The organism is Arthrobacter rhombi (genome assembly GCF_039526245.1).
Lineage (GTDB): Bacteria > Actinomycetota > Actinomycetes > Actinomycetales > Micrococcaceae > Arthrobacter_H > Arthrobacter_H rhombi.
The window spans coordinates 51,916-74,364 of the sequence record NZ_BAAAIV010000010.1; the positions used below are offsets into that span (position 1 = coordinate 51,916).

General features: G+C 69.6%; 25 protein-coding genes and 1 tRNA gene. 12 read left to right on the top strand and 14 right to left on the bottom strand.

From position 1 onward, the window contains the following. Window positions 1–3: 3 nt before the first annotated feature. On the bottom strand, window positions 4–840 hold the full coding sequence (locus ABD088_RS08380) for a hypothetical protein (protein ID WP_343901435.1): 837 nt from the start codon (window positions 838–840) through the stop codon (window positions 4–6). Between the two features lie 193 nt (window positions 841–1,033). On the opposite strand from ABD088_RS08380, the gene ABD088_RS08385 reads away from it, so the two are divergent. The 3 genes from ABD088_RS08385 to ABD088_RS08395 all read left to right on the top strand — a co-directional run bounded on the left by ABD088_RS08385 (window position 1,034) and on the right by ABD088_RS08395 (window position 2,909). Beyond that, window positions 1,034–1,807, top strand: a complete 774-nt coding sequence (locus ABD088_RS08385; protein WP_343901436.1) for a SurA N-terminal domain-containing protein — start codon at window positions 1,034–1,036, stop codon at window positions 1,805–1,807. A gap of 44 nt (window positions 1,808–1,851) precedes the next feature. Then, on the top strand, window positions 1,852–2,352 hold the full coding sequence (locus ABD088_RS08390; RefSeq protein ID WP_343901438.1) for a DUF456 domain-containing protein: 501 nt from the start codon (window positions 1,852–1,854) through the stop codon (window positions 2,350–2,352). Between the two features lie 146 nt (window positions 2,353–2,498). Continuing rightward, window positions 2,499–2,909 (top strand): hypothetical protein, encoded by a 411-nt coding sequence (locus ABD088_RS08395; protein WP_343901440.1) that lies wholly within the window; start codon window positions 2,499–2,501, stop codon window positions 2,907–2,909. Here the strand turns inward: ABD088_RS08395 and ABD088_RS08400 are convergent. The 4 genes from ABD088_RS08400 to ABD088_RS08415 form a co-directional block, all read right to left on the bottom strand. Further along, the gene (locus tag ABD088_RS08400) at window positions 2,906–3,718 is read right to left on the bottom strand and encodes a glycosyltransferase family 2 protein (RefSeq protein ID WP_343901441.1); all 813 of its coding nucleotides are present in this window, start codon (window positions 3,716–3,718) and stop codon (window positions 2,906–2,908) included. The two genes, ABD088_RS08395 and ABD088_RS08400, sit on opposite strands and share 4 nt — an antisense overlap. Next, complete coding sequence (locus ABD088_RS08405) at window positions 3,715–4,344, bottom strand: DUF2238 domain-containing protein (RefSeq protein WP_343901443.1); 630 nt, start codon at window positions 4,342–4,344, stop codon at window positions 3,715–3,717. Before ABD088_RS08405 ends, ABD088_RS08400 begins: the two co-directional genes overlap by 4 nt. Beyond that, window positions 4,332–5,231 (bottom strand): endonuclease/exonuclease/phosphatase family protein, encoded by a 900-nt coding sequence (locus tag ABD088_RS08410; RefSeq protein ID WP_343901445.1) that lies wholly within the window; start codon window positions 5,229–5,231, stop codon window positions 4,332–4,334. The genes ABD088_RS08405 and ABD088_RS08410 overlap by 13 nt, the downstream gene beginning before the upstream one ends. 93 nt (window positions 5,232–5,324) lie before the next feature. Further along, complete coding sequence (locus tag ABD088_RS08415) at window positions 5,325–6,002, bottom strand: TetR/AcrR family transcriptional regulator (RefSeq protein ID WP_343901446.1); 678 nt, start codon at window positions 6,000–6,002, stop codon at window positions 5,325–5,327. Window positions 6,003–6,113: 111 nt separating this feature from the next. Here ABD088_RS08415 and ABD088_RS08420 point away from each other — a divergent pair, with 111 nt between their 5' ends. From ABD088_RS08420 to ABD088_RS08430, 3 genes are read left to right on the top strand one after another with little or no spacing between them, the layout of a single operon-like run. Next, the gene (locus ABD088_RS08420) at window positions 6,114–7,475 is read left to right on the top strand and encodes a flavin monoamine oxidase family protein (protein ID WP_343901448.1); all 1,362 of its coding nucleotides are present in this window, start codon (window positions 6,114–6,116) and stop codon (window positions 7,473–7,475) included. Window positions 7,476–7,478: 3 nt separating this feature from the next. Continuing rightward, window positions 7,479–8,363 carry a universal stress protein gene (locus ABD088_RS08425; protein WP_343901450.1) on the top strand — a complete coding sequence of 295 codons (885 nt, stop codon included), beginning with the start codon at window positions 7,479–7,481 and terminating at the stop codon, window positions 8,361–8,363. Between the two features lie 8 nt (window positions 8,364–8,371). Beyond that, window positions 8,372–9,907, top strand: a complete 1,536-nt coding sequence (locus tag ABD088_RS08430) for an APC family permease (RefSeq protein ID WP_343901451.1) — start codon at window positions 8,372–8,374, stop codon at window positions 9,905–9,907. 12 nt (window positions 9,908–9,919) lie between these two features. Here ABD088_RS08430 and ABD088_RS08435 read toward each other — a convergent pair whose 3' ends face one another. From ABD088_RS08435 to ABD088_RS08470, 8 genes are read right to left on the bottom strand one after another with little or no spacing between them, the layout of a single operon-like run. After that, window positions 9,920–11,347, bottom strand: a complete 1,428-nt coding sequence (locus ABD088_RS08435) for a cryptochrome/photolyase family protein (RefSeq protein ID WP_343901453.1) — start codon at window positions 11,345–11,347, stop codon at window positions 9,920–9,922. Beyond that, window positions 11,344–12,198 carry a prenyltransferase gene (locus tag ABD088_RS08440; protein WP_343901455.1) on the bottom strand — a complete coding sequence of 285 codons (855 nt, stop codon included), beginning with the start codon at window positions 12,196–12,198 and terminating at the stop codon, window positions 11,344–11,346. The genes ABD088_RS08435 and ABD088_RS08440 overlap by 4 nt, the downstream gene beginning before the upstream one ends. Next, window positions 12,195–12,533 carry a lycopene cyclase domain-containing protein gene (locus ABD088_RS08445; protein ID WP_343901456.1) on the bottom strand — a complete coding sequence of 113 codons (339 nt, stop codon included), beginning with the start codon at window positions 12,531–12,533 and terminating at the stop codon, window positions 12,195–12,197. The genes ABD088_RS08440 and ABD088_RS08445 overlap by 4 nt, the downstream gene beginning before the upstream one ends. Further along, entirely contained in the window at window positions 12,530–12,898 is a 369-nt protein-coding gene (locus tag ABD088_RS08450; RefSeq protein ID WP_343901457.1) for a lycopene cyclase domain-containing protein, read from the bottom strand. The genes ABD088_RS08445 and ABD088_RS08450 overlap by 4 nt, the downstream gene beginning before the upstream one ends. Beyond that, window positions 12,898–14,499, bottom strand: coding sequence for a phytoene desaturase family protein (gene crtI, locus ABD088_RS08455; RefSeq protein WP_343901459.1), 1,602 nt, complete (start codon window positions 14,497–14,499; stop codon window positions 12,898–12,900). The genes ABD088_RS08450 and crtI overlap by 1 nt, the downstream gene beginning before the upstream one ends. Further along, a complete protein-coding gene (locus ABD088_RS08460; RefSeq protein WP_343901460.1) occupies window positions 14,499–15,380 on the bottom strand; it encodes a phytoene/squalene synthase family protein in 882 nt (293 codons plus the stop codon). Before ABD088_RS08460 ends, crtI begins: the two co-directional genes overlap by 1 nt. Further along, entirely contained in the window at window positions 15,377–16,525 is a 1,149-nt protein-coding gene (locus ABD088_RS08465; protein ID WP_343901461.1) for a polyprenyl synthetase family protein, read from the bottom strand. The genes ABD088_RS08460 and ABD088_RS08465 overlap by 4 nt, the downstream gene beginning before the upstream one ends. Continuing rightward, window positions 16,522–17,016: a MarR family winged helix-turn-helix transcriptional regulator gene (locus ABD088_RS08470; RefSeq protein WP_343901462.1), complete on the bottom strand. Its 495-nt coding sequence runs from the start codon at window positions 17,014–17,016 to the stop codon at window positions 16,522–16,524. Before ABD088_RS08470 ends, ABD088_RS08465 begins: the two co-directional genes overlap by 4 nt. Window positions 17,017–17,125: 109 nt before the next feature. Between ABD088_RS08470 and ABD088_RS08475 the strand changes: the two genes are divergently transcribed. Continuing rightward, window positions 17,126–17,977, top strand: a complete 852-nt coding sequence (locus ABD088_RS08475) for a TspO/MBR family protein (RefSeq protein ID WP_343901463.1) — start codon at window positions 17,126–17,128, stop codon at window positions 17,975–17,977. Then, the gene (locus tag ABD088_RS08480; protein ID WP_343901465.1) at window positions 17,974–19,428 is read left to right on the top strand and encodes an SDR family oxidoreductase; all 1,455 of its coding nucleotides are present in this window, start codon (window positions 17,974–17,976) and stop codon (window positions 19,426–19,428) included. The genes ABD088_RS08475 and ABD088_RS08480 overlap by 4 nt, the downstream gene beginning before the upstream one ends. Here the strand turns inward: ABD088_RS08480 and ABD088_RS08485 are convergent. Continuing rightward, window positions 19,425–19,901 carry an Lrp/AsnC family transcriptional regulator gene (locus ABD088_RS08485; protein ID WP_343901467.1) on the bottom strand — a complete coding sequence of 159 codons (477 nt, stop codon included), beginning with the start codon at window positions 19,899–19,901 and terminating at the stop codon, window positions 19,425–19,427. The two genes, ABD088_RS08480 and ABD088_RS08485, sit on opposite strands and share 4 nt — an antisense overlap. A 417-nt stretch (window positions 19,902–20,318) precedes the next feature. On the opposite strand from ABD088_RS08485, the gene ABD088_RS08490 reads away from it, so the two are divergent. The 4 genes from ABD088_RS08490 to ABD088_RS08505 all read left to right on the top strand — a co-directional run bounded on the left by ABD088_RS08490 (window position 20,319) and on the right by ABD088_RS08505 (window position 22,362). Further along, on the top strand, window positions 20,319–20,534 hold the full coding sequence (locus tag ABD088_RS08490) for a helix-turn-helix domain-containing protein (protein WP_343901674.1): 216 nt from the start codon (window positions 20,319–20,321) through the stop codon (window positions 20,532–20,534). Window positions 20,535–20,538: 4 nt separating this feature from the next. Then, window positions 20,539–21,675 carry an alanine racemase gene (locus tag ABD088_RS08495; protein WP_343901468.1) on the top strand — a complete coding sequence of 379 codons (1,137 nt, stop codon included), beginning with the start codon at window positions 20,539–20,541 and terminating at the stop codon, window positions 21,673–21,675. An 83-nt stretch (window positions 21,676–21,758) separates the two neighbouring features. After that, window positions 21,759–21,831, top strand: a tRNA-Ala gene (locus ABD088_RS08500). Between the two features lie 231 nt (window positions 21,832–22,062). Continuing rightward, on the top strand, window positions 22,063–22,362 hold the full coding sequence (locus ABD088_RS08505; RefSeq protein ID WP_343901675.1) for a DUF4193 domain-containing protein: 300 nt from the start codon (window positions 22,063–22,065) through the stop codon (window positions 22,360–22,362). The last annotated feature ends 87 nt before the right edge of the window (window positions 22,363–22,449 follow it).

Below are 22,449 nucleotides of genomic sequence, written 5' to 3' on the forward strand. Positions count from 1 at the left end.
TGGTCAGAGTTCCCAGTCGTTCGCCCCGCCGCCGAAGAAACCGTCGCCGCCCTGGCCCAGGAAGCCCTCGCCTCCGCCGCCCAGGAGCCCATCGAGCAGGCCGCCACCGGAGAGCGCCTCTCCGCCGGCCGACACGGTATCGCCCAGTCCGGACGCCGCGTCACCCAGGCCGGAGACCGTGTCCCCGAGCCCGCCGGTGACGTCGCCGAGGGCCCCGCCCAGGCCGTCGCCGATCCCGGAGAAGCCGTCCAGCAGCGGCCCGGCGATGGCGCTGCCGATGAACCCGCCGGCCACCCCGGCCATCAGCCCGGCGCCGATGCCTCCGGCGGCCCCGGCTGCCAGCCCCCCGAAGCCGCGGCTCGTGCCCCGTGCCCCGGAGCGCCCACCGCCACCGAGGAGCCGTTCCATGAAACCCGGGCGGGCCACCTCGGCGCGGGTGGCCGAACGGGCCAGGTCCTCGGGCCGGTTGGAGCGCGGGCGCTCGCCGGCCGGCAGTTCGTCGCCCAGGCCGGCCTGCAACGCATCGCGCTGTGCCGGGGTCAGGCGTGAGAAGGCCTCAATGTGCGCGCGCTCCATGTCCTCAGGCGGCGCGGTGTGCAGCATGTACTTGTACTTCGCAATGGCCGCCTCGTCAGCAGTCGGTGCGGGCCCCGCCGTCCGGCCGGGGGCGGTGCCCATCCGGGGATCCGGGGTGCGCTGACGCCCGGCATGCGGGTCCTGCTGCGGTCCCCGGTCCCGTGGCGTGGCAGGACGCTGGCCCTGGTGTTCTGCCAGCTGCTCGCGCAGGTATTTCCCGGCCATCTGCTTGCCCTTGTCCACCAGCTTGTTGAACGTGCCCATCGTGGTCCTCCTGGAATCGTGCCATCGGTGTACGGGTCGTGGCTCTCTGTCTTGTCTGCCCAACTCGTGGGGGCCGGACCTGGTTCCGGGGTAGGCCGAGAGCGTAATCCGGGGCTTTGGGGTGCTGTATCCAGACTCCGTTCAGGTCATGTTGCTAGCCTCGTCGGGATTCGAATACCTCAGGAGGTAGCACGTGAACAAGAAGAAGATGATGGCCGCACTGGCATTGGTGGGGTCCCTTTCCCTGGTCACTGCATGCGGCAGCGGTGGAAACGACGAGGCTGCCGGATCGTCCCCGGCGCCCTCCTCGCAGTCCGCTGGTAGCCAGGAGGCCGCCGCGCCTTCGCCTGACATGAACGGCGTCCCGGACGTGGTGGCCACGGTCAACGGCAAGGACATCACCAAGGACGAGTTCGCCGACGTCTACAAGAGCCAGTTCCAGCAGGCCGCGATGCAGGCCCAGATGTCGGGCCAGGACGTCTCCGACCAGACCGAGATGAAGAAACAGGCCGTCGAGGGCATGGTCGGGTCCGAACTGCTGGTGCAGCACGCCGAGAAGACGGGGCTGAAGGCCAGCAAGGCAGATATGGACAAGGCCCTGGCCGCCGCGGCGAAGACCAATCAGATGAATTCCAAGGAGTTCCTGGCCGCGCTGAAGAAGCAGGGCATGGATCGCGCGACCGTAGACAAGCAGCTCAAGCAGCAGGTCGAGGTCGAAGGGGTCATCAAGAAGGAACTCGGCACCTTCACCGCCAGCGAGAAGGAAATGAAGGCCGCCTACGCCCAGGCCGAGCAAGCCCAGAAGCAGCAGGGTGGCGCCAGCGGCGGTTCGGCAGCAGCCATGCCGAAGTACAAGGAAGTGAAGTCGCAGCTCAAGAAGCAGGTCGAGCAGCAGAAGGAGAACAAGGCCACCGCGACCCTGGTCGAGAAGCTCAAGAAGCAAGGCGACGTCAAGGTCAACCTCTGACCCCACGTCGTTCCAGGGGCCGGTGATGCTGGCAGACTGGGGTCGTGGACACACAGATCCTGGTCTCCGTCATCGCCGGCCTTTTGCTGGTTGTCGCCGTGGTTGGCACGGTCTACCCCGTGCTGCCCGGCAGCCTGCTGACCATTCTCACCTTGCTGGCCTGGGCGCGGATCCTGGGCAGCCCCGCGGCGTGGGTATGCGCCGGCATCGGCATGGCCCTGGCCGTGGTCGGGTGGTCGGCCTCCGCGGTGTTGACCGGCCGCAGCATGAAACGCCAGCAGATCCCCCGCGGAACGATCCTCGTCGCGGTGGCCGCGGGCATCGCCGGCATGTTCCTGATCCCCGTGGTGGGCCTCTTTGTCGGATTCGGCGCGGGCCTGCTGCTGGCGGAATTTGCACGACGGCGGGACCTGGCTTCCGCGCTGCGCGCCAGTGCCGCGACCCTGAAGTCAACGGGCCTCGGCATCCTCGTCGAGTTCGGGTGCGCCGCCTTGGCCGGGTCGGTGTGGACCATCGGCGTCATCTGGCACTTCACCAGCCGCTGATTCCCTGGCGGTGCGGGCCACACCCCCCTGTGAGATTGGCCGCTTCGTCATCGCCTGCCCTGTTCGACTGCGTCAAACCGGCGTATTTTGGTTGTAAGGGAAAGTTTTCACAAAGTGCGGGTGGTTCCGCCGAAGGGAGTGTCGTCATGCGTGGAGCACCTACACGTCAGGGGCTGGTGTCGGAAAAGGCGCTACACCTGGGCGAGGACATCCTGCTGGCGCGCCACGGCGAGAGCATCACCGAACTCCTGCAGAACCGCAAGCACGACATCACCATCGCCCGCCTGCGCGGTGGCCGCACCGACTGGGCGGCGAATTCGCTGGTCGACATGACGCCGCGCATCACCGATTCCCCGGTCGCGCGGCTGGGGCGCCTCAGCGACGATTTCAAGGCCGACAAGCTCTCCATCAAGCGCGACGAGGCCCGGTTCCTGGCCAAGGTCGGCGCCGTGTGGGGCGGAGTCGTCGTCGCGCTCAGCGGCGCCGTCCTCTGGTTGGCCTACAACTCGGGGAACTCCGAGATGCTGCAGGCCATGATGACCAACCCGGGGTACTAGGCCCGGCCGGGCCGCCGTCCACCATCGGTGGACGCCCCGCGGGGGAGGCGGCCGATCGCGCCCCGCGCACGGCGGGCGAACCGGTGCCACGGTGCCTCGTCGGGCCAATGCAGGAAGACGGTGTGGAACCCCCGCCGCAACCGCAGGAGCCCGCCGCCGTCGGAGAACGGGCGCATCGAGATGCCCACGTTGATGGACGGGCAGAAGCGCAGCGTATGGCCGACGCCGAGGTGGAAGGAAAGGTCCACGTCGTCGTGCACCAGCCAATCCTCCAGGTGCAGGGCCCCGCGAACCTCGCGCCAGGCGTCACGGCGGAAGGCCATGTTGGAACCAAACAGCGGTGTGTGCCCCAAGGCCAGGCCGGTGAGGACGAAGTAGGGGGCGAGATAGGCCAGCAGCGCCGGCCAACGTGCGGCGGCCGGTCCGTCGGTGAACCGCGCGGGGCCGGTGATGGCGTCCAGCTCCGCATCAGCCGCAAACGTCCGCGCCACCGCCGCCACCCATCCCGGTCCGGGTACCGAATCGGCGTCCAGGCGGGCGATGACCTCGCCGCTGGCCTGGTCGTAGCCCGCCGCGCTGGCCATGCCGATGCCGGCCCGCGGCTCCACGACGACACGTGCCCCGGCGGCGCGGGCGACCGCTGCGCTGTCGTCGAATGAGGCGTTGTCCACGACGATGACCTCGTGGGGAGCCTGCTCCTGCTGCGCGAGGGCGCCCAGGCAATGGCGCAGCATGCCGACGTCGTCCTTGACCGGGATGACGACGCTGACCGTCGGCAGCGGTGCCTCCGGGCGGACCGTCCCCTTCATGGCCGGGGCACCTCATGGTGGCCGGTGCGCGCGCCGCTAGGATGCCGATGCCCCACCCTTCGGAGGTAGGGGAACCAGAGGAGGGCCGCGACCAGGGAGCCGATACCGTCGGCCGCCAGGTCGCCGATGGTGTCGTCATAGCCCACATGGACCGCGGGGTCGATATAGGTGTGCCCTGCCCACTCGAGCATTTCCCAGACGGCGCCCGTCGCCAGGCCGAAGGCCACGGTCGCCGACACCAGCATCGGCATGGCCCGCGGGTCGCCGGGCGCCGGGACGGAACCGGCACGCTGGGCGAGGGTGACGGCCAGCAGGGCCACGAGTCCGCCCAGCAGTCCGTGGATGAACTTGTCCCAACCGGGGAGGTGCTCATAGAGGTCCAGCACGTTGCTCCACGCAGCGACCAGGGCCGTGATGCCGACGGCGATGTCGAGGGGGCCGGGGAGGGCGAGGGCCCGCGGGGCCAGCGTCGCCAGCAGGGCCAGCATGAAGACGGCGAACTGGATCCACCCCCAGCCCAGCGCAGCGGCCACGACGCTGGCGGCTGCCAGGATCCGGACGCCGTCGGCCACCCGCTCTGCGTGCGATTCCGGACGCCGCAGGAAGGCAGGGATCAAACCGTCCATGGCCGGCTCCGCTCGGGGTGCCCCGGTGCCGCCGCGTCCCAGGCCAGGACGGCGTGGACCGGCTCGTGGTCCGATGCGGCCCGGCCCGCGATCCGCACGGCGTTCACTGCCGCCAGGCGGACCGTCGCTGTCGGGGTGGCGAGGATCCAGTCCAGGCGTCGCCCCTTCGGCCGGGGCGGGCGGTACCTGGTGTAGGTGCCGCAGCCGGTGCCGGCCCGGGAGCCGGCCAGCACCAGGGCGTCCTGAAGCGCGTGGCCATCGGCGAGGCGTCCGTGCAGGCTGGAGCCGGCGTCGTCGTTGAAATCGCCCATCAGCACGGTCGGCCCTTCCAGGTCCCTGACGCGGTGCAGGAGCAGTTCCGCCGAGAGGGTGCGGGAGCGGCGGCTGAGATGGTCCAGCTGCACGACCAGCACGTTGAAGTGGACCCCGGTGCGCAGGTCCTCGAACCGGGCCTGGGTGACCAGCCGCGGGACGAGGTTGCCGAAGGAACGCGAGCCCGGCTTGCCGGGACGTGCGGAGAGCCACCAGGTGTCGGCTTCCAGGGGCCGCAGCCGTGCCGTCTCGTAGTGGATCTCGCACCGCTCACCACCACGGGTCGCCGACCGGCCGCTGCCCACGTGGGCGTATCCGGGTCCCAGCAGCGTGCGGATGTCCTCGGATTGGTCCGGCATCACTTCCTGCAGACCCAGGATCGTGGGGTGCTCGGCGGCCAGCAGGCGGTGGAGCAGCGGTTTGCGGAGCCGCCACCTGTCCGCCGGGGGCGGCCACCACCATGGCATGCGCCGGCGGATGTTCCAGGTCATCACATGGAGGTCCGGGGCCGGGACCGGCCCCACGAGTGGCTGCACCACGGCGTGGAGGTCGAAGGACCTGGTCGGCACCTGCACGGCTGCTCCAAGGTGGCGGAAACGGTGGATCAGGCTTCACGCTACCAGTCCTGGCCGGTACTGCCGCCTGCGTCTGCGGCTCTCCCGGTTCGATCAGGGGCTCTCGGCCAGCAATCCCCGCAACAGGGCGTCCAGTCCGTAGCCAAACGCGTCCTGCGCGGCGTCCGTTCCCGTGGCCCGCTGGCTGTCCACTGCCGCGGAGAATGCGGGGACCCCGTCGGACAGGGGGCCCACGTCGAAGATGTCCTTCGGCGCCACGGCGTCGAGCGCCGATCCGAAGATGAACGACTCCAGGGACACGATGGCCGGGATGATCCGGGACTCCTCCCAGCCGGCCCGCGCGAATCCCGCCGCCACCTCCTCGTACATCCGCAAGGTCCGGGGCGAACCCGAGACCGGGAGCACGGCGATGACCGGAACCAGGGGGGAGTGCTGCGCGAAGACGTCGCGGTAGGACTCCGCCCACCGGCGCACCGCGGCCTCCAGCGGCAGCGTCGCGAACCCGGAACAATCGACGTCGTCCATCACCCGGTCCTGGACCAGCTGCAGCACCTCCTGCTTGGAGCCGACGTGGTTGTACAGGGCAGAGGCGGCCACCCCCAGCGCCTTGGCCAGCGCGGACATGGTCAGTGCCTCGTAGCCGCGGTCGGCGACCAGGCGCAATGCGCTGTCGCTGATCTTGGAGCGGTTGAGCAGCTCCCCCCGGGGCCGGCCCGCCCTGCGCCGTGGGGCCGCCTGCTGCGCCGGAGTGGCCCCCTTTGCCGATCCCACCAGAAAACTCCCTACGTGTTCCTCTTCACAAATCCGTGCCCTAGTCCTATCATCATTCTAGTAAATGAACTCAATTCATTTAGTCGTCACGGACAGGAAGCAGAGACAACCATGGCAACGATCGACCGCGATGTCGTCATCATCGGCGCCGGACCCTCCGGACTCACCGCAGCCCACGCGCTCACCCAGGCCGGGCGGTCCGTCGCCGTCCTCGAAGCCCGGGGCCGGGTGGGCGGACGCACCTGGACCGACGAGGTCCACGGCGCAACGCTGGAGCTGGGAGGGCAGTGGATCTCCCCGGACCAGACGGGGCTCTACGGGCTCATCGACGAGCTGGGCATCGGCACCTATCCGCGCTACCGCGACGGCGCCGGGGTCTTCATCGCCGCCGACGGGACCCGCACCGAATACACGGGCGGCGACTTCCCGATCGGTGCCGAGGCGATCGGGGAGACCAACAAGCTCATCGCCGAAATGGACCGGCTCGCCGCCGAAATCGATCCCGACAAGCCCTGGGAGCACGCGCGTGCCCGCGAGCTGGACACCATCTCCTTCCACCATTGGCTGCGCAACCTCTCGGACAACGAGGAGGCCTGCACCAACATCGGGCTGTTCATCGCCGGCGGAATGCTGACCAAGCCGGCCCACGCCTTCTCCGCACTGCAGGCACTGCTCATGGCCGCCTCGGCCGGTTCGTTCTCGAACCTCGTCGACGAGGACTTCATCCTGGACCGGCGCATCGTGGGCACCATGCAGGGCGTCTCGAAGGCCCTGGCCGAACGCCTCGGGGACGCGGTGCACCTGGACAACCCCGTCCTGAGGATCGAATGGAACGACGACGGGGTCACCGCCCACGGCGCGACGGTCACCGTCAGGGCCAAGAAGGCCATCCTGGCCGTGCCGCCCAACCTGTATTCGCGCATCTCCTACGAGCCGCCGATGCCCCGGCGCCAGCAGGTGACCCACCAGCACCAATCGATGGGCCTGGTCATCAAGGTCCATGCGGTCTACCCCACGCCCTTCTGGCGGGACAAGGGCTTGTCCGGTACCGGCTTCAGCCCCTCGCGCAACGTGCAGGAGGTCTACGACAACACGCTGCTCGACGACCCGCGGGGGACGCTGGTCGGCTTCGTGTCCGACGAAAAGGCCGACGCACTCTACGCGCTCGGGGACGACGCCCGCCGGGGGGCGATCCTCGCGGACCTGGCGGCCTTCCTCGGCGAGGAGGCGCTGGAGCCCGACGTGTACTTCGAGTCCGACTTCGGCGCGGAGGAGTGGACCCGCGGGGCCTACGCCACCAGCTACGACCTGGGAGGGCTGCACCGCTTCGGCCCCGAACAGCATGAGCCGGTCGGCCCCATCTACTTCAGTTCCTCCGATCTGGCCGGCGAGGGGTACCAGCACGTCGACGGAGCCGTGCGGATGGGCAAGCGCACCGCGGCCCGCATCGACGCCGCCCTCGGGGAGCGCTGAGGCATGCGCTACATCGTCGGCTACACCGCAGACGCCCGGGGCGCCGAAGCCGTCCGGCTCGCAATCGCCCTGGGCGGCGGCGCTTCCGGGACAGGGGAGGCGACCCATCTGGACATCGCCATGATCCTGCCCGAACACACCCCCTTCAGCGCCACCTACCCCGGCGGCGACCACGGCTACCGCAGCATCATCGCCGGGCAGGTCGACACCTGGGCCCAGGAGGCGCTGGAACTGGTGCCCGCAGGGGTCTCCGCGCGGGTCGTGGTCCGCAGCGCCGCGTCCGAGGCCGAAGGGCTGGGCGGCCTCGCCGTTGAATCCGGGGCCGGGTTGATCGTCATCGGCGGCCGGCAGGGCAAGCTGGCGGCCCGCATGGGACCGGGATCCGTCGCCACCGCACTGCTGCACTCGGCATCGGTCCCGGTGGCCATGGCGCCGGTGGGCGAGGGTGCGGCGATCCCGACCGGACTGGATCGGGTCACGGCCTTCGTCGGCACCCGCCCCGGCGCCGCGGCAGTGGTCGAGACCGCCGCCGTTGCAGCACGCAGGCGTGGCGCCGGGCTGCGCATCGTGTCGCTGCTGGGGCAGGACGACGGCGATGAAGGCCAGCTGGCAACACGGCGGGCCGAGCTCCAGGGCCATGTCGCCGCCGTCGTGCGCGAAGCGACGATCCACGCCGAGACGGTGGTCGCCGAGGGGCGGAACATCGAGGAAGCCGTGCAGGCGCTGCCCTGGCAGCGCGACGAAGTGGCCGTCGTCGGCTCCAGCCGGCTGGCCCACCGACGGCGCCTGTTCCTGGGCGCGACAGCGCAGCGCATGCTGCGCACCCTGACCGTCCCGCTGGTCGTCGTTCCACGCGACCACCAGCCGCCGGCACCCATCCGGACCTAGGAGCCACCATGACCAACATCGATTCCGGAACCGGCCCCGAGGGGCGCACCGCAGTGGACCAGGCCAGCGGCCTGGGCGAGAAGGGGCTGAGCAAGGGGGCGGTCGGAGTGCTCGGAGCCGTCGTCATCGGCGTCTCGTGCATCGCCCCGGCCTACACGCTGACGGCGGCCCTCGGCCCGACGGTGGCCGAGGTCGGCACCCACCTGCCGGCCATCTTCATCGCCGGGTTCATCCCGATGCTGCTGGTGGCCCTGGGCTACCGGGAGCTGAACACCGCCATGCCGGATTCCGGCACGTCGTTCACCTGGGCGACCCGGGCCTTCGGCCCCTGGATCGGCTGGATGGGAGGCTGGGGGCTGATCGCCGCGACGATCATCGTCCTGTCCAACCTGGCCGCAGTGGCCGTCGACTTCTTCTACCTGATGCTGGCCCAGATCACCGGCCGGTCCGAACTGGCCGACCTGACCAACGTGCTGTGGCTGAACATCGCCACGACGCTGGTGTTCATCGCAGGAGCCTGCTGGATCTCCTATCGGGGGATCGAGACGACGAAGTCCTTCCAGTACGTGCTCGTCGCCTTCCAGGTCCTGGTGCTGGGCTGGTTCGCGATCGCGGCGTTCTCGCATGTGGCCAACGGGTCAGCATTCGACGCCACCCCGATCAGCTGGGAATGGTTCAATCCCTTCGGCGTCGGCTCGCTGACCGGCTTCGCCGCCGGAGTCTCGCTGTCCATCTTCATCTTCTGGGGCTGGGACGTCACCCTGACCATGAACGAGGAGACCAAGGACCCCGACAAGGTACCCGGGCGGGCCGCCACGCTGACCGTCTTGGTCATCATGGCCATCTACATGGTCGTCTCGCTGTCGGTCATCTCCTTCGCCGGAATCGGCGACACCGGCCTCGGTGCCGGCAACCCGGAGAACCAGGAATCGATCTTTGCGGTCCTGGCGGGACCGGTCATGGGTCCGTTCGCGATCCTGATGTCGCTGGCCATCCTGTCCTCGTCTGCCGCGTCGCTGCAGTCCACGTTCGTCTCGCCGGCCCGCACGATCCTGGCCATGGGCTACTACAAGGCGCTGCCCCCGGGCTATGGGAAGATCTCCCCGCGTTTCAAGTCCCCCTCGACGGCGACCATCACCGCCGGCGTGGCTGCGGCGGCGTTCTACGTCATCACCCGCACGCTGTCGGAGAACGCGCTGTGGGACACGATCACCGCGCTGGGCATGATGATCTGCTTCTACTACGGCGTCACGGCACTGGCCTGCGTCTGGTATTTCCGCCGCGAGCTGTTCTCCAGCGCGCGGGCCGTGGTCTTCAAGCTGCTTGCCCCGCTGGTGGGCGGCGTCATCCTGCTGGTCATGTTCGTGAAGACGGCCGTCGATTCGATGGACCCCGGCTACGGCTCCGGCAGCAACATCGCCGGGCTCGGGATGGTGTTCATCCTCGGCGTCTCAGTCCTGCTGCTGGGCGTCATCCTCATGTTCTACATGCGCTGGCGCCATCCCGCCTATTTCCAGGGCCGCACGCTGACCCGGCGGAAGTAGCCGGCCCCGCGGCTATGCCTTCCGGGTGTCCTGGTAGTCGGCGAGGGCACGACGGCGGGACCCGGCCAGATCCTCTATCGGTTCCGGGTATCCGGGAAGCAGGGCCTCGGGGACCCAGCGGCCCACATACGACCCGTCGGCATCGAAGCGCCGGGCCTGGGTCTGTGGATTGAAGATCCTGAAGAACGGGGAGGCATCAGCCCCCGACCCGGCGACCCATTGCCAGTTCGCCGGGTTGGAGGCCTCGTCGGCGTCGACCAGGGTTTCCCAGAACCACTGTTCCCCCACCCGCCAGTGGACGCCCATGTTCTTGGTCAGGAAGCTGGCGACCAGCATGCGGACCCGGTTGTGCATCCAGCCGGTCTCCCACAACTCGCGCATGCCGGCGTCGACCAGGGGAAGGCCGGTGGCCCCGGCCTTCCAGGCGTCCACCGGCTCGGCCGCGGCGGCAAGGGCCCGCTCCGGGGCCACGGGGTCCCCGCGCAGGGCGTCCGGGGTCTCGCCGGCGGGCCGGTCCGGCCAGCGCCAGGGGAACCGGTCGAACGCGGGCCGGAGGTTCTGCGCCGCCAGGTCCGGATGATGGTAGAGCAGATGCCAGCAGAACTCCCGCCACCCCAGCTGCCGCAGGAAGGCCTGCGCCCCCGCCTGTGCATCGGCCGGGCCGCGGGAGAGGGCGTGCCAGAGCTGGAACGGGCTGACGTGGCCCCAGCGCAGATAGGGGGAGAGGCGGCTGGTCCCGCGGATGCCCGGGACGTCGTGGCCCTCCGCGTAGTCCTGGACCGCCTCGCCGGTGAATTCCTGCACGGCCTTCCACGCCTCGTCCTCGCCGGGGACCCAGTGCCGGTCGAGCTTCGATGACCAATCCGGGCTGGTGTCGACGAGGCCCCAGTCGTCCAGCTCGTCGCCCTCGATGGGGCCGACGTCACCGCCTCCGGGAGCGGGACACGGGCGGCCCAGGGGATGCCTGATGTCCATGTCGCGGAGGCGGTTCCACATCGGCGTGAAGACGCGGTAGTGGCCGCCCTGGCCGGTCTGCAGGGTCCACGGCTCGTGCAGCAGCGATGCCTGGAAGCTCTCGACATGGACGCCGGTCTCCCGGAGGGCCTTCTTGGCCTGGGCGTCGACGGTGCGCTCCGGATGGCCATATCTCCGGTTCCAGTACACCGCGGTGGCAGCGACGTCACGGGACAACGCAGCGATCGCCGATGCTCCGGGGCCCCGGCGCAGGACCAGGTCGATGCCGAGACCGGCGAGGTCCCGTCGCAGGACGGCCAGGGCACGGTGCAGCCACCACCGGGCCGCGCCGCCCAGGGGGCGGATGCCGGCAGACTCCTCGTCGAGGATGTAGGCGGCCACCGCCGGGCCGTCGGCGGCCGCGGCCAGCAGGGCGGGGTTGTCGGCGATGCGCAGGTCATCACGGAACCAGACGATGGAGGTCATCGGATCGCCGCGTACCAGATGAGCAGCAGGGTGACGAAGAACCCGGTCACGTAGTTCAGCCACAGGAATCGCTTCCAACCGCGGTTGGCCACCCCGGATCCGGCGTCGTCCAAGCGGAGGAACGGCCGCACGTTGGCCATGTAGGGCAGGGCCAGCAACGCGGCCAGCGGGCCGGGCCAGGCGGTGCCGAGCATCAACAGGGCCGCGGCGCGATAGCCGGTCAGGGCCGCCGTCACGGTGGCGCGCGCACCGAGGGCCGTCCCCACGGAGCCCAGCCCGGTCTCGCGGTCCGGCACGATGTCCTGCACCGCCCCGAACGCGTGGCTGGCCATGCCCCAGAGGAAGTAGGCGGCGACCAGGCACCAGAGGCCCGCGGAGAAATCGGCGCCGCCGAGCAGCAACCCGTAGATGGCCGGGGAGACGAAGTGGGTGCTCGACGTGGCCGAATCCAGAAAGGGGCGTTCCTTGAACCGCAACCGCGGCGCGCTGTAGGCGACGACGGCCGCCAGCGAAACCAGCAAGGCAAGGTTGGCCGCGACCGTGCCCTGGGTGGACAGGACGATGGCGAACGGAACGACGGTGATTCCGGAAGCCCACAGGATGGCGCGGTGCCGGGAACGGTCGACGACTGCCCCTTCCGCTCCGCCCTTGCGGGGGTTGCGGAGATCGGACTCGTAGTCGAAGACGTCGTTGATGCCATACATGGCCAGGTTGTAGGGCAGCAGGAAGAACATGGTGCCTACGACCAGGACCCAGGAGATGCCACCGGTGGAGAGCAGGTATGCGGCGGCAAAGGGGTAGGCGGTGTTGACCCACGACACCGGTCGTGAGGTCAGCAGCAGGTCGATCATCGATCCTCCGGGTCGTGGTGTGGATCCCTTGCCTCGTCGCCGGTGAGCAGGAGCCATGCGGCGGGGAGCAGGATCGCAGCGCCGAGGGGGTAGGCGAAGTCCCCCAACGGGGCCAGCCCGACCGTGGGGCCCTCCAGTGTCGCGGCGGAGTAGGTGAACAGCCCCGCGCCGATCATGACATTGTCGAAGACAGCGGTCAGCAGCAGCAGCCCACCGATCGCCAGGCCGAGGGCGGCCAGGGTGCGGCGCCGGATGCGGCCGCTCAGCGCGGCGGCGATCAAGGGGAGCAGGGCAAACCCCACGAACGCGCAATTCAGTGCCGTGTACGCGCTCATCGGGCGTCCTCCGGAGCACGAGCCGGATCGGACGCGCGCGCCCCGGTGGGGCGCTGTGGCTTGCGCCGGAACCAGGCCAGGGCGCCGGTGAACAGGACCATGGTCTGGTAGACGAGGAACAGCAGGAACACGGGTTCCTCCAGGGGAAGCTCGGGGCCCAGCATGATGCCGGTCATCAGCGGTGATTCCCGGTGCAGGAAGATGCCGGCCGAGATGGCAAAGAGATCCCAACTCAGGAAATAGCCGAGTCCGACGGCGCTGACCAGCACCGCGGCGAGGGGGCGGGCCCAGAAGAAGAGCCGGAACCGCGCGTCGAGCAGTGCCATGCATCCCAGCAGGGCCAGCAACAGGAGCAGGTAGGCCATCAGGGGTTCCCCACTGCAGGTTCGGGAAGGCGTCCGCTCCGGCGGTCCCCGCGCACTGCCTTGAGCACCAGCTCGGCGCTGATCAGGCACATCGGCACGCCGATTCCGGGACGGACCGAGCTGCCGGCATAGAGCAGCCCGTCGACCTTGCGGCTGCGGATGCCCGGACGCAGGAAGGCGCTTTGGCGCAGGGTGTGGGCCGCTCCCAATGCGCTGCCCCGCCAGGCGTTGACGTCCTGTTCGAAGTCCCCGGGGCCGAAGGTCCGCCGGGTGGCGATGCGGTCGCGCAGGCCGGAGACCCCAGACCAGTCCCCCAGCTGGTCGATGGCGGCGTCCGCCACGGCCTCGACGCGCGGTGACCCGGCTCCGTCGATACCGCCCGTCCCCCAGACGGGCACCGCGGGTGCGGGGACGAGGATGAAGAGGTTCTCGTCTCCGTCAGGGGCCACGCCCGGGTCGGTGGCACTGGGCCGGCAGACATAGATGGAGGTCTCCGCCGCCAGATCACCGCCGGCACGGATGCGCCCGAAGTTGTCCTGCCAGTCGGCGGTGAACAACAGGTTGTGGTGGGCGAGTTCGTCGAGGCGACCGCGAATGCCCAGGCAGACCAGGACCGCGCTGGGACCGGGATCGCGGCGGGCCCAGACCCGTTCCGGGTGCGTGCGTCGTTCCGGGGGCAGGAGTGTCGTCTCCACGTGGTGCAGGTCGGCCGCGGCGACCACCAGATCCGCGGCGAGCGACCGCGTCCTTCCATCGGGGCCGGTGTAGGCCACGCCGCGGACGACCCCACGGGTTCCCTTCCTGCCCAGGGGCCGTCGGCGGACCGGGTCGGCATCGGCGGTGTCGATGCCCGTCACGGTCGACGAGGTGCGGATGTCCACGCCCGCTCGGCGTGCCGTGGCCTCCAGCGCATCGACGAGTGCGGCGAAGCCACCGAGCGGATAGAGGACGCCGTCGGCCAGGTCCAGGTGGCTCATCAGGTGGTACATGGCCGGTGCGTGGAACGGATCGGTGCCGAGGAAGACCGCCGGGTAGCCGAGCAGCTGGCGCTGTCTCGGGTCGCGGAACCTGCGGGCGATGAATCGGCCCAACGACGTGCCGAGCAGCGCGGCCATCCGGGCCCCACGACGCAGCACGGCAGGGTGCAGCAACCCCCGCTTGCTCTCGAAGTCGTCGTAGAGGAAGTGCTCCTTGGCCAGGGCATAGGTTTGTGCTGCCGAGTCGAGGTAGGCGTCCAGCAGCCGGCCGGATCCGGGATCCATGGAGTCAAACGTGGCCGTGGCCGTTGCCCGTCCGGAGTGGATGTCGACCGGGTGCGCCCGTCCCTGGAACCAGGTCCGGTAGGCGGGGGCGAGCGGGACGAGGTCCAGCTGTTCGGCGGCGCTGGTTCCCATCAGGCGGAACCAATGGTCGATGACTTCGGGCATCAGGTACCAGGAGGGGCCGGTGTCGAACCGGAAGCCGTCGGCGGCGTACCGGCCGGCCCGGCCCCCGAGGCCCTCCCCGCGTTCCAGCAGCGTCACCTCGTGCCCGTCACGGGCCAGGAGCCCGGCGCTGGCCAGGCCCGCGATGCCGCCGCCGATGACGGTGATGCGCGCCATCAGGCGGCGCCCGCAGCGCGGACGGGGCGGCTCGTGGCGACGCGCAGCAGGATGGCAGCCTTGCCGGCGCCGCTGACCCGTACGCGGTGCTGCAGCAGGTGGCTGACCGGGACGGCGTCCAGCCGTTCGACCAGTTCCGCGAAGAGCCCATGCGCCAGCGAGACGGCACGTCGGGCACCGGGGGCGAGGAACGGGATGCCGGTCGCGGCGGCGTCCAGTTCCGCACGGATCTCGTTGACGAGCGCTGATTTTGCCGCGTCGTCGAAGTCGGCCTCGCCCAGGTAGCGCCGGCCGAGCTCGTCTTGGTCGGCTGCCAGGTCGCGCAGGAAATTGACCTTCTGGAAGGCGGATCCGAGGCTGCGTGCCGCGGCCTCCAGCTCCTGGTCATGCCCGGACGCTGCACCGGGCATGGCGCGGAAGACGCGCAGGCACATCAGCCCGACGACCTCCGCCGAGCCATAGATGTAGCGGTCCAGGGACGTCCCGTCATGACGGGCGATCGTCAGGTCCGCCCGCATGGAGTCGAAGAACGGACCGGTCAAGTCCTGGCCGATGCCGTGGCGCCGGGCGGTGGAGGCAAAGGCATGGACGACCATGTTGGTGCTGTATCCGGTGCCGAGGGCAGTGTCGACCTCCTGTTCGAGGCGGTCGAGCTGTGCCCCCACTGCCTCCGGATCGAGCCCGGCTGCGGCCGCTGCGCCATCGACGGCTTCGTCCGCCACGCGCACCAGCGCGTAGATGTTCTCCACGTTCCGGCGTGCCGCCGGGCCCAGCAGCCTGCAGGCGAGGCCGAAGGACGTCGAATAGCGGGAGATGACGACGCCGGCGCTGCGGCTGGCAGTGTCGGAATACCGGGCGAGGGGGCTGGTTTCCGGGTTCATTTGGTGCGCTCCAGGATGAAGGTGCAGACGCCGGCCAGGTCGTCGGCCAGGGTGGTTTCCGGTGCCAGGTCGGCGGCATCGGCGAGGGCGTGTCGGACGAGCCGATGCGCCAGGCGGCGCGCCGCCTCCTCGGCGCCGGCGGCCGACAGGGCAGCGCGGACGTCCTCGATGCCGGCCTCGCCCCGGCGGTAGGAGGCGTGCGCGGCCAGGTAGGACTCGTCGTGGGCGGCGAAGGCGCCGAGGATCGTCTTCTTGTCCGAACGGACATCGGAATCGATGGACTTCCCCGTCTCGGCGGGGTCCCCGAAGGTCCCCAGGACGTCGTCGATGACCTGGTAGGCGATGCCTAGGGTCCGTCCGATGGCCCCCATCCGTTCGGCGGACGGTGCAGGGGCCCCGGCGAGCACGGCGCCGGCGCGCAGCGGGGCCTCGAACGAGTAGGAGGCGGTCTTGAGCCGTTCCATGTCCAGCACCTGGTCCACGTCGATGTCCAGCCCACCCAGCGAGTAGACAAGGTCGTCGAGTTCCCCGGCGGCGGCCGCCAGCACCGCTGCGTTCAGGGTATCGAGCACGTCCTCAGCGGTTCCGGTGGCCGCGCCCGCCCGGGCCGCGAGCCGCAGCGAGCCGGCCAGCAGGATGTCGCCGCCGATCAGCGCGGCGGAGTTCCCCGCATGATCGGCTTCGGTACCGGAATGCCCCAGTTCCAGGGCGTCCTGGCGGTACAACGCCCCGACCGTGGGTCGACCCCGGCGGACGAGGTCGCGGTCGATGACGTCGTCGTGGATCAACAGCGCCGAATGGAGCATCTCGAAGGCCGCCCCGAGGGTGGCGGCCGCCTGCCGGTCGCGGCCGCCGAAGGCGCTGTAGGACAGCAGGACCAGCCGGGGCCGGGTCAGCTTGCCACCCACGAGGCTCCCGCCCAGGCGGTCCCAGAGCTGGACGAAGCGGGCATTGTCGGCGCCAGCATGGCCTAGCGCGGCTTGCGCCTCGCCGTCCAGGATGGCGCGGACCGCACACCGGAAATCGGTCCAGGCGCCGTCGTCGGAGAACGACGGAACCGTGCCGCCTGCTGCCCGGGCACCAGCGGGCGGACCGGGCCACTGCGCGGCGGCTGTCCGGGCCGGGGCGTTTGAGGGCTGGTTCATGTCGTTGTCCCTCCGGCGGCGGAGGCCATGGCGTCGATGCGATCCTGCATGGACGCCACGACCCCGTCGAGATAGGTGGTCACCGCGTGCTGTCCGGCGTGGTCCATCCCCCGGACCAGGGCGTCCGTGGCCATGATCATGGGCATGAGCTGGGCCATGGCCTCGCGGACGGAGGACTCGGTCGGTTCCACCACGACCCGACGCCGGTCCGAGGGGTGGGGGTGGCGCCGGACGTGTCCGGCCCGCACGAGGCGGTCGATCACGCTGGTCACGGCTGCAGTCGTCAGGTGGAGTTCGGCTGCCAGTTCCGAGTGGGTCATTGGGCCCGACTGGAGCAGATGCTGCATGGCCTGGAAGTCGGTTTCATTCGTCTTCAGGTGCACGCGCATCCGGTATTCGACGGTGTCGTTGAGCACCAGGATCCTCCTCAGGAGCACCGAAGCCGGGTGCATGGGAGGCCGGTCTGCGGGGGCCGGGTTGCTGTCGCTCATGATTCTCCACCAAAATCTTGATAATCAGATAATCTAGCAACATACTGGTGCATGAAATCGGAAATGTCGAGTCCCCACGGGCCGACGGATCACTTAGGAGGTCTCCATCATGGGCAACAGTAGACAGGCACGCCGCGGGCCGCAACGACCATTGCGGGCCTCGCCCTGGCTCTATGCGGCGGCGGTGGCCTTGGCGGTTGCCGGGGCGTTCCTCGGCAGCGGGGCACTCGGCGGCACCCCGATCCAGGATGCCGCCGGAGGATGGCTGTCCGCCGACGGCACCGTGCTAGCTCCCGGAACCGGGGCCTTCTCGATCTGGAGCGTCATCTACACCGGGCTGGTGGTCCATGCGGTGATCCAACTGCTGCCCGCATGGCGCGGATCGGAACTGCAGCACCGCCTGCGGCCGTGGGCGGCGGTATCGGCGCTGCTGAATGCCGCGTGGATCTGGGTGGTGCAAGGGGGACAGCTCCTGCTCAGCGTCATGGTCATCGTCGTCCTGCTGGCCGTCCTCGCGCGGACCTTCATCCTCATCCTGCGCACCGCGGCGAACGGGCGGACGGAGCGGCTGGTCGTGGGCACCACGTTCGGCCTGTACCTGGGCTGGGTGAGCGTGGCCACCGTCGCCAACATCTCCGCCCTGCTGGCGTCGCGGGGTGCGCAGACCTCGGACGGCGCGACCGCGGTCGTGGCCGCTGCCGTGCTGGCCGTGGCGGCCGCGATCGGCATCACTCTGGCAGCCGCCACCGGTGGACGCCTGGCCCCGGCGGCGGCACTGGCCTGGGGGTTGGCCTGGATCGCCGTCGGCCGGCTGGACGGGGGCACGCAATCGGTCCCGATCGCCTGGGCGGCCGGCGCCGCCGCGGCGCTGGTGGTCGCGGGGGCCCTGGTCTACCGGGTCCGGGAAGCCCGGGCGCCACGACACCAGCTGGCCGTCCACCACGATGGAGGCACCCGATGAGCCGCGTGGCCGTGGCCGGGGCGACCGGTTACGTCGGCGGACGGTTGGTGCCGCGGTTGCTCGAGGCCGGACATGACGTCCGGGTGCTCAGCCGCAGCCCGGCCAAGCTCCGCGATGTGCCCTGGGGGCCGCAGGTCGAGGTGGTCGAAGGCACGCTGGAGGATGTATCCGCAGCCCAGGCACTCGTGGAGGACATCGACGTCGTCTTCTACCTGGTCCATTCCATGGGTGGTGCCGGGGACTTCGAACGGACCGAGCGGCTGTGCGCCCTGCAGCTGGGCGCCGCTGCGCGGACGGCCGGTGTCGGGCGCATCGTCTACCTCTCCGGCCTGCATCCCGAGGGCGAGCTGAGCCGCCACCTGGCGTCGCGGACCGAAGTCGGGCGCATCCTGGGGCATTCCGGCGTGCCGACGCTCGTACTGCAGGCCGGACTGCTCATCGGGTCGGGCTCGGCGAGCTTCGAGATGATCCGCCACCTGACCGACGTCCTGCCGGTGATGCCGGCCCCCCGCTGGGTGCTGAACCGGATCCAGCCCATTGCGGTGCGCGACGCCTTGCACTACCTGCTGGCCGCAGTCGACCTGCCCGCCGACAGGGCCGGGACCTACGACATCGGCGGGCCCGACGTCCTGACCTACGCGCAGATGATGCGTGGCTATGCCGCCGCCGCGGGCCTGCGGCAACCTGTCGTCCTGGCCCTGCCGGTGCTGACCCCCTGGCTCGCGGGCCAGTGGGTCAACCTCGTGACGCCCATCCCGCGGGGTCTGGCACTGCCCCTCGTCGAATCACTGCAGCACGACTGCGTCATGCGCGACCGGTCCATCGACGGCCTCATCCCGCCGCCGGCCGGGGGCCTGACCGGATACCGCCGCTCGGTGGAGCTTGCACTGCTGAAAATCGAGGCAGATGCGGTCGAGACGTCCTGGGCCACCTCGCGCGACACGGCGGAGCCGGCGGAACCCTTGCCCAGTGATCCCGACTGGTCCGGGCGCACCGTCTTCACCGATGTGCGCGAACGGACGACGACGGCGGCACCGGACCGGGTCTGGAAGGTCATCGAGGGCATCGGCGGGGACAACGGGTGGTATTCGATGCCCCTGGCCTGGTCGGTGCGCGGATGGATGGACAAGATCGGTGGAGGTGTCGGCCTGCGCCGTGGCCGCCGGAGCCGCAGCAGCCTGCAGCTCAACGACGTGGTCGACTGGTGGCGTGTCGAGGCGCTCGAACCCGGAAGAATTCTCCGGCTGCGTGCCGAGATGAAGGCGCCGGGCGGTGCCTGGCTGGAATTGCGGGTCGATCCCGACGGCACCGGCAGCGTCTACCGGCAACGGGCCATCTTCTTCCCCCGCGGGCTCGCCGGCCGGCTCTACTGGCTGGCGGTGCTGCCCTTCCACGGCTTCATCTTCCGTGGCATGGCCGAACGGATCACCCGTGCCGCCCAGGACGGTTAATCCTGGCCGGACAGCAGCCCCGTGGTCCTGTAGGGGATGACCTCGCGCAGGAACATCGTCGTGGACGTGCGCGTGATGCCCGGACAGAAGCGGATGACCTCGCTGACCCGGTAGAGGTCATCGGGATCCGAGGCAACCACCCGGATGAGCAGGTCGGTGTCCCCGGCGGGGGCGAAGCATTCCAGGACTTCGGGGATCTCGCTGAGCGCCGCGATGGCGTCGTCGAGCATCGACTGGTCCAGCTCCGCGGACACCGACGCCGCCACGCCACGACCCAGTGCCGCCGGCGTGACCCGGCTGCTGTTCGGGCGCAGGGCGCCCGATGCCGCGAGCTTCTCGAGGCGTGACTGCACGGTGCCGCGGGCCAGGCCCAGGCGCTGGGCCAGCATCATGATGGGGATCCGGGGATCCTGGTCCATGGCGGCCAGGATGCGCCGGTCCGTGGCATCGAGTTGATATGACTCAGGTGTCACCCGGGGGCTCCTTTGCTGGGGGATGTGTCGGAGGGTGCCGATCCCTCCGGTCAAAATGACCAAAGGGGTTGACGGGCAGGTGTCCAGAATAGTCAGTATGACCAATGCAGATCAACTGTGTTGCACGTAATGACCGGTCGGTGATCTATTGGAGCCAGAAACTGAACAATGTTACCGACATTGGGATGTCAGGTTGACGATCCGGCGGCGACACCCCTGCCGTCGGGACGGCACGGCCCACCAGGCCCGCAACCGATAGCCAGCTACGAGTATGGCCCGCCGATTCCCTGCGAGGGAATCTGCGGGCCTTCGTTACGTGGGGCCGCCCTTTCGTGGTTCTGCCTCAGGTTGTCCCCACATGGTGGCCAGCGACTGGAATCAACGGCTCACTAGCGCTAACTTCGAGGTATGAGATTCATGCGCCTTGAGGACGTCGCCGAGGAGTTGAGCGTCAACATGCCCCAGGTGCGTTCGCTGGTGCGCAGTGGCGATCTTCCCGCCATCAAGGTGGGTGGCCGGGGCGTGTGGCGCGTGGAGCGCACCGAGCTGGAGGCCTATATCGATCGCCAGTACACGGCCACCCGCGAAGGACTGAAACACGACGACGGCGTGGCACGCGATGGCGGCCACTAAGGGCATGACGCTTGCCCCGACCATCCGCGAGTCCCTCCAGACCCCCGAGGTCCTGATCGACCTCGATATCCTCCAGCGCAACATCAACGAGCTGGCCGGCGTCGTCGCCGCACGTGGCCAGCGGCTGCGCCCGCACGCCAAGACGCACAAGATCACGCAGCTCGCCGAACTACAACTGGCCGCCGGTGCGTGTGGGCTGACGGTGGCGACCGTCGGGGAGGCCGAGACCTTTGCCGAAGCGGGCGTGCAGGACCTGTTCATCGCCTACCCCCTGTGGGTGGGGAAGCCGATGGCTCCGCGGATCAAGGCACTCGCCGGCAGGACGCGACTGCGTGTGGGCGCGGACTCGGTCGAGGGCGTACTCAATCTCGCCGATTGGCTGGGAGTCGAAGCCGGGAGCCTCGGGGTGATGATCGAACTCGATAGCGGACACCACCGGAGCGGGACGGCACCAGAAGGCGCAGCGGAGATTGCCCGTGCCGCCCGGACCGCCGGCCTGCGGGTTGACGGGCTCTTCACCTTCCCCGGTCACGGCTACGGCCCCGGCGCCGCGACGGGGGCCGTCGACGATGAATCGCGGGCCTTGTCCGACGCCGCGCGTGATCTCCGGGCCGCAGGATTCGGCGATCTCGAACTCAGTGGCGGCTCCACCCCCACGGCGCACGCGCTGGAACCGGGCGTAGCCACGGAGGTCAGGCCCGGCGTCTATGTCTTCAACGATGCACAGCAATTGGAAATGGGCCACTGCGGTTTCGCGGACATTGCGTTGACCGTCGCCTCCACCGTGGTCTCCCGGCGTCCGGCGCCCCACGGCGGCGGCCAGGTGGTGCTCGACGCCGGAACGAAGGTCCTTGGCGGGGACCGCCCCTCGTGGGTCAGCGGGTTTGCCCGCATCCTGTGGAGTCCGGAAGCCCGCGTGACGGCCCTGTCCGAACACCACGCCACCGTGGACTTCCCGGAAGCCTCCCGGCTGCCGCTGCAGGGGGAAAAGCTGCAGGTCATCCCGAATCATGTCTGCCTGGTGCCGAACCTCGTGGACGCGGTGACGGTGGTCCGACGTGAGGGCGCCGACTCCGGTGCGGGTGGGGCCTACCGGGTAGTCGATCGGTGGACCGTGGCCGCCCGGGGCCGCAACAGCTAAGGCGCCCGCGCCCAGTTTTGTGCTGTGGCCGTGAAGTGCGTTAAGCTGTCGCACGTGGTATCCGCGGGTGGCAACATCCGCGCGGGGCTTTAGCTCAGTTGGTAGAGCGTTTCGTTCGCAATGAAAAGGTCGGGGGTTCGATTCCCCCAAGCTCCACACAATGCGAGTCCAGGCGGGGCTGAAGCCTCGACGGGACTCGTTTTTCTTTCAGGCGTGACCAGTCGATCGGCTGGTTTCCGCCACATGGGGGACTCCGGAACCGCTTGGATCCGCGGGAGGACGAACCAGCTTTCGTCCCTTGGTTCGCCAGCAGTGGAATTTTCCACGAAATACGCCCGGCTGTCCTATCCTTGCGGGGCATACATCAACAACATGAGGAGCACAACCATGGCCCAGGACTACGACGAAGCCCGCCCCGACGTCGCCGAGCGCAGCGAGGAAACCCTCAAACGCGTCAAGGAGATGGATGCCCCCAACGCCCGCACCGTCACCGAGGAGCTGGACGAAGGCGAAGCCCTGGACGGCCCGGAACTGCCCGGCGCGATCGTCGATGATGAACTGGTCGTCCGCGTGCTGCCCCAGGCAGCCGACGAATTCACCTGTGGTTCCTGCTTCCTGGTCCGCCACCGCTCACAGCTGGCCCGCGAAAAGGACGGCGTGAAGTACTGCCGCGACTGCGAGGCCTAGGCACTATAGCTCCTGGGCGGGTGGCGGCCACCACCTGCCCGCAGATCCTTCCGGCTGAGGCCGCGGGGATCATCCCGGCGCCCCTGT

Excerpts from the sequence above, each read along its gene's own strand:
- ABD088_RS08430 (WP_343901451.1), top strand. The coding sequence starts at position 8,372 with ATGACCAACATCGATTCCGGAACCGGCCCCGAGGGGCGCACCGCAGTG.
- ABD088_RS08505 (WP_343901675.1), top strand. The coding sequence starts at position 22,063 with ATGGCCCAGGACTACGACGAAGCCCGCCCCGACGTCGCCGAGCGCAGC.
- ABD088_RS08490 (WP_343901674.1), top strand. The coding sequence starts at position 20,319 with ATGCGCCTTGAGGACGTCGCCGAGGAGTTGAGCGTCAACATGCCCCAG.
- ABD088_RS08480 (WP_343901465.1), top strand. The coding sequence starts at position 17,974 with ATGAGCCGCGTGGCCGTGGCCGGGGCGACCGGTTACGTCGGCGGACGG.
- ABD088_RS08435 (WP_343901453.1), bottom strand. The coding sequence starts at position 11,347 with ATGACCTCCATCGTCTGGTTCCGTGATGACCTGCGCATCGCCGACAAC.
- ABD088_RS08440 (WP_343901455.1), bottom strand. The coding sequence starts at position 12,198 with ATGATCGACCTGCTGCTGACCTCACGACCGGTGTCGTGGGTCAACACC.
- ABD088_RS08425 (WP_343901450.1), top strand. The coding sequence starts at position 7,479 with ATGCGCTACATCGTCGGCTACACCGCAGACGCCCGGGGCGCCGAAGCC.
- ABD088_RS08380 (WP_343901435.1), bottom strand. The coding sequence starts at position 840 with ATGGGCACGTTCAACAAGCTGGTGGACAAGGGCAAGCAGATGGCCGGG.
- ABD088_RS08495 (WP_343901468.1), top strand. The coding sequence starts at position 20,539 with ATGACGCTTGCCCCGACCATCCGCGAGTCCCTCCAGACCCCCGAGGTC.
- ABD088_RS08465 (WP_343901461.1), bottom strand. The coding sequence starts at position 16,525 with ATGAACCAGCCCTCAAACGCCCCGGCCCGGACAGCCGCCGCGCAGTGG.
- ABD088_RS08460 (WP_343901460.1), bottom strand. The coding sequence starts at position 15,380 with ATGAACCCGGAAACCAGCCCCCTCGCCCGGTATTCCGACACTGCCAGC.
- ABD088_RS08420 (WP_343901448.1), top strand. The coding sequence starts at position 6,114 with ATGGCAACGATCGACCGCGATGTCGTCATCATCGGCGCCGGACCCTCC.
- ABD088_RS08405 (WP_343901443.1), bottom strand. The coding sequence starts at position 4,344 with ATGGACGGTTTGATCCCTGCCTTCCTGCGGCGTCCGGAATCGCACGCA.
- ABD088_RS08450 (WP_343901457.1), bottom strand. The coding sequence starts at position 12,898 with ATGGCCTACCTGCTCCTGTTGCTGGCCCTGCTGGGATGCATGGCACTG.
- ABD088_RS08400 (WP_343901441.1), bottom strand. The coding sequence starts at position 3,718 with ATGAAGGGGACGGTCCGCCCGGAGGCACCGCTGCCGACGGTCAGCGTC.
- ABD088_RS08475 (WP_343901463.1), top strand. The coding sequence starts at position 17,126 with ATGGGCAACAGTAGACAGGCACGCCGCGGGCCGCAACGACCATTGCGG.
- ABD088_RS08445 (WP_343901456.1), bottom strand. The coding sequence starts at position 12,533 with ATGAGCGCGTACACGGCACTGAATTGCGCGTTCGTGGGGTTTGCCCTG.
- ABD088_RS08470 (WP_343901462.1), bottom strand. The coding sequence starts at position 17,016 with ATGAGCGACAGCAACCCGGCCCCCGCAGACCGGCCTCCCATGCACCCG.
- crtI (WP_343901459.1), bottom strand. The coding sequence starts at position 14,499 with ATGGCGCGCATCACCGTCATCGGCGGCGGCATCGCGGGCCTGGCCAGC.
- ABD088_RS08395 (WP_343901440.1), top strand. The coding sequence starts at position 2,499 with ATGCGTGGAGCACCTACACGTCAGGGGCTGGTGTCGGAAAAGGCGCTA.